The organism is Streptomyces sp. Root1310 (assembly GCF_001426425.1).
In the GTDB taxonomy this organism is placed as follows: Bacteria; Actinomycetota; Actinomycetes; order Streptomycetales; family Streptomycetaceae; genus Streptomyces.
Map to the genome: position 1 here is coordinate 375,381 of NZ_LMEQ01000032.1, position 15,201 is coordinate 390,581.

Below are 15,201 nucleotides of genomic sequence, written 5' to 3' on the forward strand. Positions count from 1 at the left end.
GCCCGGCCTTCGCATCCGCAGTACCCCATGGTCTCTGTCAACTGTCAAGAACGCCTGGGGGAGGCTCCCGGGGGCGCTCGGATGCGCGCTCCGGCGGAGGGTACGGCCGTCCGGCCCTCACTCCTCGTGCTCCCTCCCGGCTCCGGCCGGCCGGGCGGGCGGCGCCGGTGGCCAGGGGATCCCGGCGAGGAGGGGGACGATCGTCTCCTCCTCGAAGTCGAGATGGTCGTTCAACTCCCTTGTCATGGCCTCCAGTTCGGTACGGAAGCGTTCGGGGTCGGCGATCGCGACGCCCGCCAGCAGGGTCACGAGTTCGTCCTGGATGCGCGCGACCGCGCGGTGTTCCTCGGTGAGCCGGGTGAAGGTGCCGGCCAGGTCGGGGTGGTGGCGGGCCATCGTGGGGAACACGTGCGCGTCCTCGCTGACGTGATGGAACCGCAGTGCCTGACAGAACGCCAGGCACCGCTGCCGGATCTGCAGCCCGAGGGCCGGAGCGGGCGGCTCACCGGGCCCCTCGTGGGCCGCGCGGGCGGCGAAATGGGCGTCGGCCTGCGCCGCCACCTGACGCAACTGACCGCGCAGCCAGGTGTGCACCTCCATGATCTTGTCGGCGAGGGTGCGTACTTCGCGGGGGCCTTCCCAGCCGTCGGGATCGGCGGGCTCCAGCACGACGACGGGCAGGGAACGGGCGGCGCGGGCCTCATCGTCGCCGTATCCGGGCGCGGTCCGCGCGGCGTGCTCGAGGAGTTCCTCGCGACGGGCCCCCTCTGCGGGGACCGCGAGCGCCTGGAAGGTCTCGGTCCCGAGTTCCACCCGCACCACGGGGCGGGCGAGCAGGTCGCGGTACCAGTCGGGAAGGCTCGGGCCCCCGGGGCCGGATCCGACGACCACGAGGGAGTCGCCGTGGCGGACGTAGCCGAGCGGAGTGGTCCGCTCGGTCCCCGGCTCGGCGCCGGTGGTCGTCAGCAGGAGCAGGTTCCCCCCTTCGAAGGGCCTGTCGGCCTTCCCGCCGTCGGCGCGGAACTGCTCGGTGACGGATTCATTGAACGACGTGGGCATACGGGTGTGTCTCTCCGGAAGTCACGGTGAGCGTGCGCACGGCACTCGGCGCATGGCACGCGGCACAGGGCACTGGGCACGCAGGAAGGTGCCGGGAACGGTGAAGGAAGGGCGCAGGCGAAGGGCGCCCAGGCGGAAACGCGCGGAGGAAACGCACGGAGAGCGCGAGGAGCCGGTGCGGAAGGGAAGCGCGCGGCCGATGCGCGTCAGTGCCGGGTCAGTCGCCGGGCGTGGAGTGTGAACTCATGGCGTGTCCCTCGAAGAAGGGTGTTCGCCCGACCGCCGGCCGGCCCACTGCTCTTTGGCCGGCGTCACGCGACACCGCCTCCATTACATGCAACCGACCGTCACCCTGTCAACGCCGTTGATCAGCAGCGGAGATGGGCGCGCCGGAGACCGGCACGGAGATCGACGCCGGAGAATCACCCCGCCGCCTCACCCCGCCCGCTCACCGTCACCTGAAGACGCCGGAACCAACGCGGGATCAGCACCGAAGGCCGGCGTCGGAGATCAGCACCGGAGACCGGCACGCAGATCGACGCCGGGGACCGGCACGGAACCGGCACGGATACCGACGCCGGATACCGGCACGGATACCGACGCCGGATACCGACGCCGGAGACCACCCCGCCGCCTCACTCCGCCCGCTCCAGCAGTGCCACCGGCAGCCGCTCGAACAGTTCCGCCACGCGCGCCGGGCCCGTGAACTCCCGGCCGGGGTCCAGGACGTCGACCCATGTCCCCGGGGGCAGCGCCAGCCGGGTCTCGCGCCAGCCGCCCGCCTCCGCGAGTCGCAGCGACAGGCGTGTCACGGCCGTGACGACCCGGCCGGAGCGCGCGAACGCCAGGCAGTGCGCCGCGGCCGCTCCCTCGGCGGGCAACGGCTCGTACCCGGCGGCGTCCCCGAAGACCTCCGGCCGTCGTCGGCGCAGCCGCAGCGCCGCGGCGGTCACCGTGCCCTTGGAGCCGGGATCCTCCGGCGGGAACCGCACCGGGCGCCGGTTGTCCGGGTCCACCAGCGCCCGGTACTCGCTCTCCGTGCCCTGGTAGACGTCCGGCACCCCGGGCATCGTGAGATGCACCAGCGCCGTACCCAGCACGTTCGCACGGATGTACGGCTCCAGCGCGCCGCGCAGCGCGGCCACCCGCTCACCCGGCGGCCCGCACGGACCCGCCGCCACGAACGCGGCCACCGCCTTCTCGTACGCAGGCTCCTGCTCGGTCCAGCTGGTGTACAGGCCCGCCTCGCGCACGTGCTTGAGCAGGGCCTCCTGCACACGCTCCGGGGCCGCCGGGCCGAGTCCGAAGACCGTCTGCCAGGCCGCCCACGCCAGCTGTCCGTCCGGTACGTTCTCCTCCGCGCGGGTGACCTCCTGAAGGACGTCGGCCCAGCGTCCCGGGCACTCGGTGAGCACGGCGAGCGCGGCGCGCACGTCGGCGCTGCGTTTGGTGTCGTGGGTCGTCACGACCGTCCCGCCGTCCGGCCAGTCGCGCTGCACGCGCGCGCAGTAGGCGTGGAAGCCGGCCGGGGACATCCCCGGGGTGCCGGGGTCGCCGCCCACCTCGTTCGCCGCCGCCAGCGGCACGTACCGGTAGAACGCCGTGTCCTCCACCGACTTGGCGCGCAGCGCGGACGCCGTCTGCGCGAACCGTGCCCGGAAGTCCGCCCCGGCCGTCCCCTCCCCGCCGAGCACCAGTTTCCGCACCACGTCGACGGCGCCCGCCTCCTCCGGCACGACGAACGCCTGCCGCGCCTCGGCGGCCGCCTCCTCGGTGACGACGGCGGCCGGGTCGCCCGAGGTGTACGGCCGGTACACCTCCAGGCGTACGAGCAGTTCCTCCAGCGCCGTGCGCAGCGCCCAGGGCGCCCGGTCGCGCAGGCCGGGGTCGGCCGACGCGGCGCACACCCGGGACGCCGCCCGCGTCAGCCGCTCCGTCTCGGCCGCCAGCTCGTGCGTGAGCACCTTGTACGCCGCCCGGCGCACCGTGTCCGCCCATACGCCGCCCCGGTCCGTCTGCGGGGCCGCGAAACGCCGGTAGTGGGCCAGCAGCTCCCCGGCCCCCTCGGGGTCCGTGAAGAGGCCGTCGACGTGGCGCAGGGCGTCGTAGCCGGTGGTGCCGGCCACGGGCCAGGAGTCCGGCAGCCGCTCCCCGTCGGCCAGGATCTTCTCGACGACCGTCCAGCGGCCGCCGCTCGCCGTGCGCAGCCGCTCCAGGTAGGCGTCGGGGTCGGCGAGGCCGTCCGGGTGGTCCACCCGCAGCCCGCCGACGACGCCCTCGCGCAGCAGCCGCAGGATCGTGCCGTGGGTGGCCTCGAACACCTCCGGGTCCTCCACCCGCACCCCGATGAGCTCGGAGATGCTGAAGAAGCGCCGGTAGTTCAGCTCGGTGCGGGCCAGCCGCCACCACACCGGCCGGTACCACTGGGCGTCCAGCAGCCGCGGCAGCGGCAGCCCCTCGGTCCCCTCGCGCAGCGGGAGGACGTGGTCGTGGTAGCGCAGTACTGCGCCGTCCACCCGCAGGTGTGCCAGCTCCGAGCCGACGGGCCCGCCGAGCACCGGGACCAGCACCTGACCGCCCTGCGCCGCCCAGTCGATGTCGAACCAGCGCGCGTACGGCGACTTCGGCCCCTCGCGCAGCACCTCCCACAGGGCGTGGTTGTGACGCGGGGCCATCGCCATGTGGTTGGGCACGATGTCCACCACCAGCCCGAGACCGTGCTCCCGCGCGGTGCGCGCCAGCGCCCGCAGCCCCTCCTCCCCGCCCAGCTCCGCCCGCACGCGGGTGGGGTCCACGACGTCGTAGCCGTGCGGGGAGCCGGGCACGGCCTCCAGGACGGGGGACAGGTGCAGATGCGAGACGCCGAGCGAGGCCAGGTACGGCACGGCCGCCGCCGCCGCCCGGAACGGGAACTCGGGCTGGAGCTGCAACCGGTAGGTGGCCGTGGGCGGCACGGGAACGGAGGCGTCACGTCGCTCAGGGGTCATGACAACCTACGTACCCGTCCCGCCGCGTTTCGTGTCACACCCCCCTCCAGGCGGGTCGCTCCCGTGCCACCACGGAACCGGCTAGGTCGGCCGCTGGAGCACCGTCATGCTCCGGTCGACCAGCGTCAGCCGTGCCCCGGCCTGCACCTTCGGGCCCGCGCCCGGCGCCGGAGCCTCCGGGTTCCCGGTGTCCACGACCACCTGCCACTGCCGGCCGTGGTCGACCGGCACCACGAACTCCATCGGCTTGGCGGAGGCGTTGAACATCAGCAGGAAGGAGTCGTCGGTGATCCGTTCGCCGCGCGCGCCCGGCTCGGAGATCGCGTTGCCGTTGAGGAAGACCGACAGCGCGGACGCCTGCGCCCGGTCCCAGTCCCGGGGCGCCATCTCCTTGCCCTCGGGAGTGAACCAGGCGATGTCCGACAGCTCGTCGTGCGTGCCCTCCACCGGCCGGCCGTGGAAGAAGCGGCGCCGCCGGAAGACGGGATGCTCCTTGCGCAGCCGCACCAGCGCGCGCGTGAAGTCCAGCAGCTCGCTGCCCTCCTCGGGCCACTGGACCCAGGCCAGTTCGCTGTCCTGGCAGTAGGCGTTGTTGTTGCCCTTCTGGGTGCGCCCGAACTCGTCCCCGTGGCTGATCATGGGCACACCCTGGGAGAACATCAGCGTGGCGAGGAAGTTGCGCATCTGCCGGGCCCGCAGCTCCAGGACCCCGGGATCCTCGGTCGCGCCCTCCGCGCCGCAGTTCCAGGACCGGTTGTGGCTCTCGCCGTCCCGGTTGTCCTCCCCGTTGGCCTGGTTGTGCTTGTTGTTGTAGGACACCAGGTCGTGCAGGGTGAAGCCGTCGTGGCAGGTCACGAAGTTGATCGAGGCCAGCGGGCGCCGGCCGTCGTCCTGGTAGAGGTCGGAGGAGCCGGTCAGCCGGGAGGCGAACTCGCCGACCGCGCGTGGCTCGCCCCGCCACACGTCCCGCACCGTGTCGCGGTACTTGCCGTTCCACTCGGTCCACAGCGGGGGGAAGTTCCCCACCTGGTAGCCGCCCTCGCCCACGTCCCACGGCTCCGCGATCAGCTTCACCTGGGAGACCACCGGGTCCTGCTGGACCAGGTCGAAGAACGACGACAGCCGGTCCACCTCGTGGAACTGACGCGCCAGCGTCGCGGCGAGGTCGAACCTGAACCCGTCGACGTGCATCTCCAGCACCCAGTACCGCAGCGAGTCCATGATCATCTGGAGGACGTGCGGGGACCGCATGAGCAGGGAGTTGCCGGTGCCCGTGGTGTCCATGTAGTAGCGGGGGTCGTCCGTCAGCCGGTAGTACGACTGGTTGTCGATGCCCCGGAAGGACAGCGTCGGGCCCAGGTGGTTGCCCTCGGCGGTGTGGTTGTACACCACGTCGAGGATGACCTCGATCCCCGCCTCGTGCAGCGCCCGCACCGCCGACTTGAACTCCAGGACCTGCTGACCGCGGTCGCCCCAGGAGGCGTACGCGTTGTGCGGGGCGAAGAAACCGATCGTGTTGTAGCCCCAGTAGTTGTTGAGGCCCATGTCGACCAGCCGGTGGTCGTTGACGAACTGGTGCACCGGCATCAGCTCCAGGGCCGTCACCCCGAGCTCCGTCAGATGCTCGATGATCGCCGGGTGCGCGAGGGCCGCGTAGGTCCCGCGCAGCTCCTCGGGCAGCCCCGGGTGGCGCATCGTCAGGCCCTTCACGTGGGCCTCGTAGATCACCGTGTGGTGGTACTCGGTACGCGGCCTGCGGTCGTCGCCCCAGTCGAAGTAGGGGTTGACCACGACCGACGTCATCGTGTGGGGCGCCGAGTCGAGGTCGTTGCGCCGTTCGGGGGCGTCGAAGTGGTAGCCGTACACCTCCTCGCCCCACCGGACCGAGCCGCTGATCGCCTTCGCGTAGGGGTCGAGCAGCAGCTTCGCCGAGTTGCAGCGCTGCCCGCGCGCGGGTTCGTAGGGGCCGTGCATCCGGAATCCGTACCGCTGTCCGGGCATGACGCCCGGCAGGTACGCGTGCCGGACGAACGCGTCGCTCTCGCGGAGTTCCACCGCCGTCTCCGAGCCGTCGTCGTGCAGCAGACACAGCTCTACTCGGTCCGCGGCCTCCGTGAAGACCGCGAAGTTCGTGCCGGCGCCGTCGTACGTGGCACCGAGTGGATACGCCTCTCCAGGCCAGACCTGCATGGACACGACTCTTTCAGGTGTCTCGCCCCGTCGGGGCCGCCTTGGCGTCGAGTCTCCAGGAAAGTGAGGGAACCACCTGTGACTTACGCCCCTCTTACCCGACGACCAGTGCACAGGACGACAGGTGACCCACGTCCTGTGCCGAACCAGCGGGGCAGAAACGTACTCCCGGGCAACAGGGGGAGTAGGGGGAATTTGTGCGTACGACAGTGCGCCGCCACCTGGGCAAGGTGGTGGCGGGTACGGCCATCGCGGTGGCCGCGACGGCCGTGATGGTGGGGATCACCCTGCCGGGTACGGCGGGGGCGGACGACACGGGAGGCGGCAAGGACGGGCAGAGCACCCGGCAGTCGGCCGGACAGTCGCAGGGCGACGCGGCGGCCGCGGTACAGCCCGGTGTCGTCGAGGAGGCGCCCGCCGAGGGCACGAAGGGCGAGGGCCGCGACCCGCTCACCGACGACGAGATCACGCGCGTCGAGAGGCTCGCGCTCAGCCGGCAGCAGTTCAACGCGAGTCAGGACGTGGACGGCGACCGCGGCCCGCAGCGCCTCGGCGTGGACCTCGCCGAGCCCGCGGCCGACGAGGTGGACGACCCCGACGCGCCCCGGCGCGCGGTGGTGTCGTTCTACGACTACAAGGACGACGCCCTCGTAACCAAGACCGTCAACCTCGACACCGGCAAGGTCGAGGGCACCGGCACCCAGCACGGCGTCCAGCCGCCGCTCAGCACCGCCGAGCAGACCGAGGCGGCGAGCCTGCTGATCGCCGACCCGCTCGGCGCGGGTCTGAAGGCCGACTTCAAGGACGCCACCGGCAAACAGCTCACCTCCCCGGACCAGCTGCAGCTCGCCTCCATGATCTACCGGGCGGTGCCGGGCGCCGAGCCCACCGTCCTCGACAAGTGCGGGGAACACCGCTGCGTCCGGCTGCTGCCGAAGGTCAGGAACGGCCCGTGGATCGACGCCCGGTCCCTGGTGATCGACCTCAGCACCCGCAAGGTCGCCCGGCTGACCGGCTGACCGGCTGACCGGCTGACCGGCCGAAGCCGTAGCAGGCCCACCTCCACGTCCGTTTTCCGACCTGCTTCCCGGAGCGGGAGGCAAAGGGAGTCATGTCCTCATGCGTGTTCCGAATCTGATCGACGGCCTCCGGCCGCAGGGCGCCGGCCGTGCCCGCAGGGGCGCGGCAGTCGGCCTCTGCGTGGCCGCGCTGGCCACCGGCGCGGCCGCCGGAGCCGGTCCGGCCGCCGCCCAGCCGAAGGCGGCCCCCGCGGCGGCCGCCGACTGCAGCGCCGCCTACCGCATCGAACAGAAGCTCGCCACCGGCACGACCTGGCGCATGTGCTGGCGCTTCGAGGCCAAGTCCGGCCTGGTGCTGGAGAAGGTCTCCTACCAGCCGCCCGGCGAGGCCAAGCCGATCAGGGTCCTCAACAGCGCCAAGATCGCCCAGATCCACGTGCCGTACGACGACGGCAAGAACGAGTACAACGACATCACCGACTACAACTTCGGCTCGGGCCTGGTCAACATGGCGCCCGCCGAGTGCCCCGGCGGCACCATCAGGACGGTGAAGGTCCCGGAGTCCTTCTCGGAGAACCCGAACGTCAAGGGCCTGTGCACCACGACCCGTTCGCGCGGCCACGCCTACCGCATGCAGTCCGACACCGGCAACAAGGTCTTCCAGGCCCAGGGCAAGGACCTGCTGATCTACACCGTCAACAAGGTCGGCTGGTACGAGTACATCACCGAGTGGCGCTTCTCCGACGACGGCGCCGTCAACATGAACGTCGGCGCCACCGGCAGCCTCTCGCCGTTCGACTACGACGCGGGCGACGGCCGCGGCTGGCCGATAGGCAAGGGCGCCAAGTCCTACGCCACCAGCCACAGCCACAACGTCTTCTGGCGGCTGGACTTCGGCCTCGACGGCTCCTCGGCCACCAAGGTGGAGCAGTACGACTCGGTGGTCAGCCCGCCCGCGGGCGGCCAGCAGGGCCCGACCGCCAAGACCACCCGCACGCCCGTCACCAAGGAACTCGCCGGTGACGCCCAGAACATGCGCTGGTGGCGGGTGGTCAGCGCGACCGGCAAGAACAAGGACGGCCACGCCCGCTCCTACGAGCTCGTCCCCGGCGCCACCACCAAGTACTCCGGGCGCAAGTTCACCCAGCACGACGTCTACTTCACCCAGTACAACCAGTGCGAGCAGTACGCCAGCAACAACCTCCGCGACTGCGGAAGCCCCCTGCACGGCACCTCCGTCGACAAGTGGGTGAACGGCCAGACCCTCACCCACCCCGTGACCTGGGTGAACGTGGGCTTCCACCACATCGCCCGGGACGAGGACCAGCAGCCCATGCCGGTCCACTGGCAGGGCTTCTCCCTCGTCCCCCGGGACGTCACCGCTATGAATCCGCTCACTCCTTCCGCCCTGGCGGGACAGAACGGACAGTCGAACAGCGGTAGTTGAGAAACGACCTGTCCATCCGGCTGCACCGCCCGCCGCTCCCGGAGTACCCTTCCTTGATCGTTGGGACGGGGATGCTCGGGGGAGCGGAAGGCGGTGCGCGGGTGGGCTCGGGAGGGCTGGAGCTGCCCCCTGGTGACGAGGGTCACGAGGGGGGCTCCGCAGACGTCCCGCCCGGCACGGTGTCCCTGGCCCGGCCGATGGAGACGAACGCCATCGGACCGGAGCTGGACTGGGACGCCGAAGCCTGGCGCGAGGTACGCACCCGCGCCCAGCGGGCCGGCCGGGCCTACATCTGGCTGAACCTCGTGGAACAGCGGCTGCGCGCCGTCGTGGCCGCCGTGCTGCGGCCCATCTACGAACCCGTCCACGGCGACGAGTGGGTGGTCGCCGCGGCCGGACCGGCCGGCCAGGAGTGGGTGCAGCGCGCGGTCGCCGTACGCGAAGTCAGCCGCCGCAAGGGCTACTTGCTGGACCCGGCCGACGACAACGTCATCTCCTTCCTCACGCTGCCGCAGCTGCGCGAGCTGATGGTGCAGCACTGGCCGTGCTTCGAGCCGTACTTCGACGACCGCCGGGACGTCGAACTGGCCCTGGACGAGCTGGAGGTGACCCGCAACGTCGTCTCCCGCAACCGGGCCCTGTCCGAGGCCGTCCTCGGCCAGGCCGAGCGGGCCTCCGCGCGCCTGCTGGAGATGCTGGGCACCAGCGGCGACGTGCCCTCGGCCCGCCGGCTGCGCGTCGACGCCGTCGAGGACCTCGTCGGCGACCGGTACGCGGACGTGGTCGCCGTCCACTCCGACCGGGTCCGGCTGCTGCGCCGGTTCCCCGCCGAGGACATCTTCGACGGCGCCCGCCGCCTCGACGCCATCGGCATCGGCCTCAACCTGCTCGTGCAGAACTTCTCCGGCCGCCGCCTGGTCCGCCTCGCCGAGGCCGGCGCCCGCGTCCGGCTGCTGTTCCTCAACCCGGCCTCCAGCGCGGTCAAGCGCCGCGAGCGCGAACTCGGGATGAAGCGGGGCGAGCTGAGCCGCGCGGTGGAGATGAACATCCTGCACATGCGCCGCGTCCGGGCCCGGCTGCGCGACCCGGGCGCCTTCCAGATCCAGGTGTACGACGAGACGCCGCGCTTCACCGCCTACCTGGTCGACGGCGACGGCACCGACGGCATCGCGGTGATCCAGTCCTACCTGCGGCGGATGCGCGGCATGGAGGCGCCGGTGCTGGTGCTGCGCAACGGCAACCGGGTGGTCAAGTCGGGCGAGGTGGACGACGGCGGACTTTTCTCCGCATATCGCGAGGAGTTCGAGTTGGCCTGGGCCGACTCGCGCCCGGTGTCCTGAATCAGCCGTTTCGGCCGGCGGGCAAGCGGAACGCGATCCTCTGATTGTCAGTGGTGCATGCGAGGGTGGAGACCACTGGGGGAAAGCACCACCAAGAAGGGGGGCCACCATGGCCTGGTACCGGGAGCTGCTTGTCGGCTTCGACCTGGAGACGACCGGGACGGACCCGCGCGAGGCGCGCATCGTCACGGCAGCCGTGATCGAGGTCAGGGACGGGCAGGTCCTGGGACACCGCGAATGGCTGGCGGACCCGGGCGTGGAGATCCCGGCGGACGCCGTCGCGGTGCACGGGATCAGCAACGAGCGGGCCGCCGGCGAAGGCGCCCCCGCCGACCGGGTCGCGGACGCGATAGCCGACGTCCTCGCGGGCTACTGGCGCACCGGTGTCCCGGTCGTCGCCTACAACGCCGCCTTCGACCTGACCCTGCTCTCCGCCGAACTGCGCCGCCACGGCCTGCCCTCGCTGCGCGACCGGCTGGGCGGCCTGGACCCGGCGCCGGTCGTCGACCCGTACACCATCGACCGCTCGGTCGACCGCTACCGGCGCGGCAAGCGCAACCTCGAGGCGGTCTGCGCCGAGTACGGCGTGCGCCTCGACTCCGCGCACGACGCCTCGGCCGACGCCCTCGCGGCGGCCCGCCTGGCCCGCGCGATAGCCGGCCGCCACCCCAAGGTCGCGGCCCTCGGCCCGGCGGAGCTGCACCGCCGCCAGATCGAGTGGTACGCCGAGTGGGCGGCGGACTTCCAGAGCTTCCTGCGCCGCAAGGGAGAAACGGACGCGGTGATCGACGGCGCCTGGCCGGTGCGGGAGCCGGCGGAGAAGACCGTCTGACGCTCCCGCGGCCCCGCCCACCCCGGCCCGACCGCCTTCACCTGCCGTCGGACGGGGAACTGTCGGACGGGGAACTGTCGGACGGGGGACTCTCGGACGGGGGACTCTCGGACGGAGAGCCGTCCTTGCCGAGCCGGGCGGCCGCCCGCCACGCCCGCAGCACCCGGATCAGAACGGATACCACCGCACCGCCTCGTCCCCGTCCCGCAGCGACGCCACCCGGCGCCGGAACTCCACCAGCGCCTTGGGGTCGGCGGGCGCGTGCTGAGCGACCCAGGCGCAGCTCGCGGTCTCGCGGGCGCCCCGCAGGACCGCGCAGCCCGCCCACTCCCGCACATCCCAGCCGTAGGCCTCGGTGAAGGCGTCGTAGGACGCGGCGGGCAGCCCGTACCGGTCGCGGGAGAGCGCCATGACCACCAGGTCGTGCTCGCGCAGATCGGCCGAGACGGTCTCCAGGTCGACCAGGACCGGGCCGTCGGGCCCGATGTGCACATTGCGGGGCAGCGCGTCGCCGTGGATCGGGCCGGGCGGCAGGTGCGGGGTGAGCGCGGCGGCGGCCGTGGCGAAGCCGTCGCGGCGCTCGCGCAGATAGGCCGCGTCCGCCGGGTCGATCGCGTCGCCCGCGAGCCGCAGCCAGCGCTCGACGCCCGACAGCAGATCACGCGCGGGCAGACCGAAGCCGGGGGTGGGCAGGGCGTGCACGAGACGCAGGAGTCCGGCCAGATCCCGTGGGCCGGCCGGGCGCACGGGGTCGGGCAGCCGGTGCCACAGGGTCACCGGATGCCCCTCGACGAGCAGCGGCTCCGGCTCGGCGGCCCGCACCGCCGGGACACCCGCCCCGGCCAGCCAGGCGGCGACCTCCAGCTCGCGCCGGGCCCGGCCGAGGAGTTCGGCGTCACGGCCCACCTTCACCACCAGGTCACCGGCGGCGAACACCGCGTTCTCGCCCAGGGCGAGGAGCCGCGCGTCCGCCACCGGGCCCGGCAGTACGTCCGCCGCGCCCAGTACGTCCCGCGCCCGTGCCTCGTCCATCGTCCGCCTCCGTGTGGTGCGCCGCCCGGCCCTGCCGGGCGGCGTCGCGATCCGGCCATCCGACGGCCAGTGTCGCATTCGCACAGATCGGGTCGTGCGCACGGTCTCTTGACGGGGTACAGCACCTTCACGACCATGGCGGGGCCCGTCACAGCCGCGGGAAGGGGGCCGATCCGGTGTCGTTGGCGACCGAGAAGAGACGGACCGTGCGACGCACGTCCGGCACCGGCCCGCCGCGCGGCACCACGCGCCACGGCGCGTGGTTCCTCGTCCTCCCCGCCCTGATCCCCGTGCTGGTCCTGAGCGTCGGTCCGCTGCTGTACGGGATCCTGCTGGCGTTCACCGACGCCCAGTCGGGCCGCACCGCGCCCACCCGCTGGATCGGCGTCCTCAACTTCTCCGACCTGCTGCACGACACGCTGTTCTGGGAGTCGTTCCGGATCGGCCTGGTCTGGGCGGTGGGCGTGACCGTCCCGCAGTTCCTGCTCGCCCTCGGCCTGGCCCTGCTCCTGAACGAGGACCTGCGGCTGCGCTGGCTGGCCCGCGCCCTCGCGATCATCCCCTGGGCGATGCCCGAGGTCGTGGTCGGCGTCATGTGGCGGCTCGTCTACAACCCGGACGCCGGCATCCTCAACGAGACCCTGCGCGACCTGGGTTGGGGCGACGGCCGGGACTGGCTCAGCGGGCTGGCGACCGCCCTGCCCGCAGTGATCGTCGTGGGCGTGTGGGCGGGCATGCCGCAGACGACGGTCGCCCTGCTCGCCGGCCTCCAGAACACCCCGAGGGAACTGCACGAGGCGGCCGCGGTGGACGGCGCGGGCTCCTGGCGCCGCTTTCGGACGGTCACCTGGCCCGCCCTGCGGCCCGTCGCCCTCGCCGTCACGGCCCTCAACTTCATCTGGAACTTCAACTCCTTCGCCCTGGTCTATGTGCTGACCAACGGCGGACCCGGCGGCCGCACCCGGCTGCCCATGCTCTTCGCCTACGAAGAGGCCTTCCGCTACGGCCAGTTCGGCTACGCGGCGGCGATGGGATGTGTGATGGTCGCGGTGATCTCGGTGTTCCTTGCCCTGTTCCTGGTGGGCCGGATCAGCGGAGGTGACGACGCGTGAGGACCCGCCCCGCGGCCCGGGCCGCCCAGTACACGGCCCTGCTCGGCTACCTCGTCTTCCTCGTCTTCCCCTTCCTCTGGCTGCTCTCCGTCGCCTTCAAGCCCGCGCGTGAACTGGGCAGCCTGCACCCCACCTGGATCCCGAAGCACCCCACCCTGGCCAACTTCCGCCAGGCGTTCGACGAACAGCCCCTGCTGCACGCCGCCTTCAACTCCCTGACCGCGGCGGTGAGCGCCGCCCTGATCGCCGTCGTCCTCGCCACACCGATGGCGTACGTCATGGCGCGGCAGCGCACCCGGCTCGCGCGGGCCGCCTCCGGCTGGGTGGTGGTCAGCCAGGCCTTCCCGTTCGTGCTGGTGATCATCCCGCTGTTCCTGGTGCTGAAGAACCTGCGGCTGATCGACTCCGTGCCGGGGCTGGTGATGGTGTACGTGGTGTGGTCGCTGCCCTTCGCGCTGTGGATGCTCGTCGGATACGTCCGGGCCGTTCCCGTCGAGCTGGAGGAGGCGGCCGCGATCGACGGCGCCGGGCGGCTGCGGACACTGGTCTCGGTGACGGCGCCGCTGCTCGCTCCCGGCCTCGTGGCGACGGGGCTGTTCGCGTTCGTCACGGCGTGGAACGAGTTCTTCTTCGCGCTGGTGCTGCTGAAGACGCCGGAGAAGCAGACCCTGCCGGTCGTCCTGACCCACTTCATCGGCACGGAGGGCGTCGCGGACCTGGGCCCCCTGGCCGCCGCCGCCTTCCTCGCGACCCTCCCCTCGCTGGTCGTCTTCGCGCTCGTCCAGCGCCGGATCACGGGCGGCATGCTCGCCGGGGCGGTGAAGAGCTGATGCGGATCCGGGCACTGATCGTGGCCGCCCTGCTGCTCCTCGCGGGCTGCACGGCCGACGGCGGGGGCGACGACGGTCCCGTCACCCTCCGCTTCCAGTCCCTGGCCTGGCAGGAGGAGTCCGTCCAGGCCAACAAGGACCTGGTGAAGGAGTGGAACGCCACCCACACCGACGTCAAGGTCGAGTACGTGCAGGGCAGTTGGTCGAGCGTCCACGATCAGCTGCTCACCTCCTTCGAGGGCGGCGAGGCCCCCGACATCGTCCACGACGCCTCCGACGACCTCGCGGACTTCGCCTACGGCGGCTACCTCGCCGACCTGAGCGGTCTGCTGCCCGCCCGTCTCATGTCGGACATCCCGCGGCGCAGTTGGGAGACGACGACCTTCGGCGACGGCGTCTACGGCGTGCCGTTCCTCCAGGAGCCGCGCGTCCTCGTCGCCAACGCGACCTGGCTGAAGCGCTCCGGGGTACGCCTCCCGACCCCCGAGCACCCCTGGAGCTGGGCGGAGTTCCGGCGGATCACCGAGCGGCTCAGCGGCGACGGCAGGTACGGCGTGGCCTGGCCGCTGAAGGAGCCCGTCTCCGCCACCCTCAACCTCTCCCTGTCGACGGGCGGACAGCTCTTCCACCGGGGAGCGGACGGCAAGGTCACCGTCCGCTTCGAGGCCGGCGACGAGGTCGTACCGCGCACCGTCCACGACCAGGTCGGCACCGACCGCAGCGCCTCGCCCACGACACTGGGCAGCGGCGGCTCGGACACTCTGCCGGGGTTCTTCGGCGGCCGGTACGCGATGGTCCCGCTCGGCTTCTCCTACCGTCAGCAGATCGTGCAGCAGGCGCCCGAGGGATTCGACTGGCAGGTGCTGCCCGCCCCGGCGGGCGCCGAGGGACTGGCCCAGGGGGTCAGCCCGCAGACGCTGTCCGTCGCCGAGGACAGCCCGCACAAGAAGGAGGCGGTCGCGTTCATCGACTTCCTGCTCCGGCCGAGGAACATGGTGCGCCTCGCGCTGGGCGACTGGATGCTGCCGACCGGCACGCGGGCCCTCGCCGACCCGGCCCTGCACACGACGAAGGACGACTGGGCGACCGGCACCGCCCTGGCCGCACACCTGCGCCCGGCGCCCGCCCAGTCCGTCCGTGGTTATGCCGAGTGGAAGGACAAGGTCGCCACCCCCGCGTTCCAGGAGTACTACAGCGGGGCGATCGGGCTGGGCGAACTGCGCGAGCGGCTCGAGGAGGACGGCAATCTGGTGCTGGCGCGCTACCAGAGGTGACGCCGACGCGGCGGCGGGCTCCCCGAGGTGACGCCGACGCGGCGGCGGGCTCCCGGCGGTGAAGGCGCGCCGCAGGCGG

Annotated in this window: 11 protein-coding genes; 7 read left to right on the top strand and 4 right to left on the bottom strand. The window is 72.2% G+C overall.

The annotated features are described in order from the left end of the window. Window positions 1-117: 117 nt before the first annotated feature. From ASD48_RS34885 to glgX, 3 genes are all read right to left on the bottom strand, one after another. Window positions 118-1,059, bottom strand: a complete 942-nt coding sequence (locus tag ASD48_RS34885; RefSeq protein ID WP_057605868.1) for a nitroreductase/quinone reductase family protein — start codon at window positions 1,057-1,059, stop codon at window positions 118-120. 635 nt (window positions 1,060-1,694) lie between these two features. Continuing rightward, window positions 1,695-4,046, bottom strand: coding sequence for a malto-oligosyltrehalose synthase (gene treY, locus ASD48_RS34890; RefSeq protein WP_057605869.1), 2,352 nt, complete (start codon window positions 4,044-4,046; stop codon window positions 1,695-1,697). A gap of 81 nt (window positions 4,047-4,127) precedes the next feature. Next, window positions 4,128-6,236 carry a glycogen debranching protein GlgX gene (glgX, locus tag ASD48_RS34895; RefSeq protein ID WP_057605870.1) on the bottom strand — a complete coding sequence of 703 codons (2,109 nt, stop codon included), beginning with the start codon at window positions 6,234-6,236 and terminating at the stop codon, window positions 4,128-4,130. A gap of 197 nt (window positions 6,237-6,433) precedes the next feature. Between glgX and ASD48_RS34900 the strand changes: the two genes are divergently transcribed. The 4 genes from ASD48_RS34900 to ASD48_RS34915 all read left to right on the top strand — a co-directional run bounded on the left by ASD48_RS34900 (window position 6,434) and on the right by ASD48_RS34915 (window position 10,874). Next, a complete protein-coding gene (locus tag ASD48_RS34900) occupies window positions 6,434-7,255 on the top strand; it encodes a hypothetical protein (protein ID WP_057605871.1) in 822 nt (273 codons plus the stop codon). A 100-nt stretch (window positions 7,256-7,355) separates the two neighbouring features. Beyond that, window positions 7,356-8,702 (top strand): copper amine oxidase, encoded by a 1,347-nt coding sequence (locus ASD48_RS34905; RefSeq protein ID WP_057605872.1) that lies wholly within the window; start codon window positions 7,356-7,358, stop codon window positions 8,700-8,702. Window positions 8,703-8,773: 71 nt separating this feature from the next. After that, window positions 8,774-10,042, top strand: coding sequence for an SAV2148 family HEPN domain-containing protein (locus tag ASD48_RS34910; RefSeq protein WP_079074162.1), 1,269 nt, complete (start codon window positions 8,774-8,776; stop codon window positions 10,040-10,042). Window positions 10,043-10,151: 109 nt separating this feature from the next. Further along, window positions 10,152-10,874, top strand: coding sequence for a 3'-5' exonuclease (locus ASD48_RS34915; RefSeq protein WP_057605874.1), 723 nt, complete (start codon window positions 10,152-10,154; stop codon window positions 10,872-10,874). A gap of 168 nt (window positions 10,875-11,042) precedes the next feature. Here ASD48_RS34915 and ASD48_RS34920 read toward each other — a convergent pair whose 3' ends face one another. Beyond that, the gene (locus ASD48_RS34920; protein ID WP_057605875.1) at window positions 11,043-11,906 is read right to left on the bottom strand and encodes an aminoglycoside phosphotransferase family protein; all 864 of its coding nucleotides are present in this window, start codon (window positions 11,904-11,906) and stop codon (window positions 11,043-11,045) included. 206 nt (window positions 11,907-12,112) lie between these two features. Here ASD48_RS34920 and ASD48_RS34925 point away from each other — a divergent pair, with 206 nt between their 5' ends. The 3 genes from ASD48_RS34925 to ASD48_RS34935 are packed head-to-tail and all read left to right on the top strand — an operon-like array spanning window position 12,113 to window position 15,122. Next, window positions 12,113-13,018 (top strand): sugar ABC transporter permease, encoded by a 906-nt coding sequence (locus ASD48_RS34925; protein WP_242432820.1) that lies wholly within the window; start codon window positions 12,113-12,115, stop codon window positions 13,016-13,018. Further along, window positions 13,015-13,848: a carbohydrate ABC transporter permease gene (locus tag ASD48_RS34930; protein ID WP_057605877.1), complete on the top strand. Its 834-nt coding sequence runs from the start codon at window positions 13,015-13,017 to the stop codon at window positions 13,846-13,848. Before ASD48_RS34925 ends, ASD48_RS34930 begins: the two co-directional genes overlap by 4 nt. Then, window positions 13,848-15,122 carry an extracellular solute-binding protein gene (locus ASD48_RS34935; RefSeq protein ID WP_057605878.1) on the top strand — a complete coding sequence of 425 codons (1,275 nt, stop codon included), beginning with the start codon at window positions 13,848-13,850 and terminating at the stop codon, window positions 15,120-15,122. The genes ASD48_RS34930 and ASD48_RS34935 overlap by 1 nt, the downstream gene beginning before the upstream one ends. Window positions 15,123-15,201: the final 79 nt, after the last annotated feature.

What these genes read in the sequence shown, in the direction of transcription:
- ASD48_RS34935 (WP_057605878.1), top strand. Translation starts at nt 13,848, where the DNA reads ATGCGGATCCGGGCACTGATCGTGGCCGCCCTGCTGCTCCTCGCGGGC.
- ASD48_RS34915 (WP_057605874.1), top strand. Translation starts at nt 10,152, where the DNA reads ATGGCCTGGTACCGGGAGCTGCTTGTCGGCTTCGACCTGGAGACGACC.
- ASD48_RS34885 (WP_057605868.1), bottom strand. Translation starts at nt 1,059, where the DNA reads ATGCCCACGTCGTTCAATGAATCCGTCACCGAGCAGTTCCGCGCCGAC.
- ASD48_RS34920 (WP_057605875.1), bottom strand. Translation starts at nt 11,906, where the DNA reads ATGGACGAGGCACGGGCGCGGGACGTACTGGGCGCGGCGGACGTACTG.
- treY (WP_057605869.1), bottom strand. Translation starts at nt 4,046, where the DNA reads ATGACCCCTGAGCGACGTGACGCCTCCGTTCCCGTGCCGCCCACGGCC.
- ASD48_RS34905 (WP_057605872.1), top strand. Translation starts at nt 7,356, where the DNA reads ATGCGTGTTCCGAATCTGATCGACGGCCTCCGGCCGCAGGGCGCCGGC.
- glgX (WP_057605870.1), bottom strand. Translation starts at nt 6,236, where the DNA reads ATGCAGGTCTGGCCTGGAGAGGCGTATCCACTCGGTGCCACGTACGAC.
- ASD48_RS34910 (WP_079074162.1), top strand. Translation starts at nt 8,774, where the DNA reads ATGCTCGGGGGAGCGGAAGGCGGTGCGCGGGTGGGCTCGGGAGGGCTG.